General features: G+C 57.7%; 2 protein-coding genes and 1 tRNA gene. 1 reads left to right on the plus strand and 2 read right to left on the minus strand.

Going from position 1 to position 2,647, the window contains the following annotated elements:
• Positions 1-73 precede the first annotated feature (73 nt).
• Positions 74-1,168, plus strand: a complete 1,095-nt coding sequence (locus Q7J58_RS07415; RefSeq protein WP_304825587.1) for a quinone-dependent dihydroorotate dehydrogenase — start codon at positions 74-76, stop codon at positions 1,166-1,168.
• 17 nt (positions 1,169-1,185) lie between these two features.
• Here the strand turns inward: Q7J58_RS07415 and Q7J58_RS07420 are convergent, their stop codons facing one another.
• The gene (locus tag Q7J58_RS07420; protein ID WP_304825590.1) at positions 1,186-2,292 is read right to left on the minus strand and encodes an NAD(P)/FAD-dependent oxidoreductase; all 1,107 of its coding nucleotides are present in this window, start codon (positions 2,290-2,292) and stop codon (positions 1,186-1,188) included.
• Positions 2,293-2,548: 256 nt separating this feature from the next.
• Positions 2,549-2,624: transfer RNA gene (locus Q7J58_RS07425), tRNA-Lys, on the minus strand.
• Positions 2,625-2,647: the final 23 nt, after the last annotated feature.

Genomic DNA, 2,647 nt, shown 5'->3' on the forward strand with positions numbered 1-2,647 from the left:
GCCGACCAGGGTTTTGAGTTCGTCTTGGGTCATTAGAGACAATCGGTGTAAACAACAACCTGTTGATTATCCAATGTCCCTTCTGCCCTATGCTTTCGCCCGTCCATTTCTCTTTGGCATGGACCCCGAAGCCGCCCACGAACTGACGCTGCATTCCATTGCCAAGCTGCAGCACTCGCCACTGACGTGTCTGTACAGCGAGCCCCGGGTCGAAGATCCTGTGACGCTGGCTGGCTTGAGGTTTCCCAACCGGGTCGGTCTGGCTGCCGGACTGGACAAAAATGCCCGTTGCATCGACGGTCTGGCCGCGATGGGCTTTGGCTTTGTCGAGGTGGGAACCGTCACACCCAAAGGCCAGCCGGGCAACCCCAAACCCCGCATGTTTCGGCTGCCCAAAGCCAACGCTTTGATCAATCGCCTGGGCTTCAACAACGAGGGGCTTGATGCCTTCGTGGCGAATGTGCAACGCGCGCGTTTTCGCGCCGCTGCTCCGGCTGGTAAGCCAGCCATGCTGCTGGGCCTGAACATTGGCAAAAATGCCAGTACGCCCATTGAGCGCGCAACCGACGACTACCTCACCTGTCTGGATGGGGTCTACCCCCACGCCGACTACGTCACTGTCAACATCTCCAGCCCCAACACGCAGAACCTGCGCAGTCTTCAGAGCGACGCAGCGCTGGACGCGCTGCTGGGAGCCGTGGCCGAGCGGCGCGAACAGTTGGCACAGCAGTCCGGACGGCGAATTCCTATCTTTTTGAAAATCGCCCCAGATCTTGACGACACCCAGATTGAAGTGATTGCCGCGACCCTGATGCGCTACGGCGCAGCCAGCGATGGCACAGCCAATAACGCGTTTGGCGTCATCGCCACCAACACAACGCTGAGCCGCGAAGCTGTGGCGGGTATGCCACACGCTGAAGAAGCCGGCGGCCTCTCAGGGGCGCCGGTGCTGCACGCCAGCAACCACGTGATTCGGCGCCTGCGTGCCTGCCTTGGTAAGAGCTTCCCCATTGTCGGTGTGGGCGGCATCCTCAGCGGCGAAGACGCCGTGAGCAAAATCCAGTCGGGTGCAAACGTGGTGCAAATTTACACGGGCCTGATTTACAAGGGTCCAGCCTTGGTATGGGAATCAGCCCAGGCCGTCAAGGCGCACTGTCACAGCGCTTGATGCCAAGTAACGCCTTTTCACACCAAACGCGCAACATGGTTGGCAATAGCCAAACAGCTGGTGAGTCCTGGCGACTCTATTCCCAGCAGATTCACCAAGCCCGGCACACCGTGCGCATCCGGCCCCTGGATCAAAAAATCTGCCGGGGCTTCTTGCGGCCCACTGATCTTGGGCCGGATACCAGCATAGCCAGCTTGCAGGGCACCGTCAGGTAAAGCAGGCCAATACCGGCGCACCTCGGCATAAAAGGCCGCACCTCTGGCGGGGTCCACAAGCAGATTGTCTGGATCTTCAGTCCATTCCACATCGGGTCCAAACTTGGCTTGACCACCCAAGTCCAGGGTCAGGTGCACGCCGAGCCCGGCCAAATGTTTGTCAGGCTCAGGTGCAGGATAGATCAGGTGTTCAAAGGGTGAACGCCCCGATAAAACAAAATAGCTGCCCTTGGCAAACCAGGGCTTGGGTACATGTCGAGTATCCATCCCCAGGATGCGGTGGGCCAGACTGCAAGCGTTCAAACCCGCAGCGTTGACAACGGTGCGAGCCAGCAGATGGGTGCCGTCATCGGTCACCACCTCCATGCCCTGCGGCGAGGTAGACAGCTGCTGGACAACGCTGCGACAAGCCAGCAGGCCACCTGCATTTTCCAGATCGCCCAGCAACGTGTGCATGAGCGTATGGCTGTCCACAATGCCGGTGGATGGTGAATACAGCGCGCCCAAGCACCGGAGTTGCGGCTCCATGGTGCGCACCTCATCTGGCGTCATCAGGCGCAGATCAAGTACGCCGTTGGCTCTGGCCCTGTCCACAATGGCCGGCAGCGTGGCGAGCTGACTTTGCGTGTTGGCCACAATGAACTTGCCGCAGCGCCGGTGTGCAATACCCCGCTGTTCGCAATAAGCGTACAAAAGAGCCCGTCCCTGCACGCACAGTTCTGCTTTGAGAGAGCCTGTGGGGTAATAAATGCCAGCGTGAACCACCTCGCTGTTGCGAGAACTGACGCCGGTTCCAATCGAGCCCTCACGCTCCAACAACATCACCTCGCGCCCACGCAATGCAAGCGCCCTCGCCACTGCCAAACCGACCACGCCGGCTCCAATCACAACAGTGTCTACTGGCTCCATGGCATCTGCTCCGTGTACTGACTGGGTGTTTCTGTGAGGATATTTAAAAATATTTCTATCGAAAAACGATCACTGCGAGACTGGTTTCAATCGGATTCGCAGGCCGATAACGATGACATCGGTCAATAAAGGTGTGAAATCAAAGTTTCACTAAAAAGTCAGCTGCAGACGATTTGTAGCCAGTGTCTATGAACGAAAAAAGCTTGCCAACGAAAAAACCGATGGCAAGCCTTCAATGGACTAAAGCGAATTGTTATGGTGGGACGTGCGGGGGTCGAACCCACGACAAACGGATTAAAAGTCCGCTGCTCTACCAACTGAGCTAACGTCCCAACAATTTCAGAGCCAGCCAAAT

Origin of the sequence: Hydrogenophaga sp., from assembly GCF_030656115.1 — a bacterium.
Lineage (GTDB): Bacteria > Pseudomonadota > Gammaproteobacteria > Burkholderiales > Burkholderiaceae_C > Hydrogenophaga.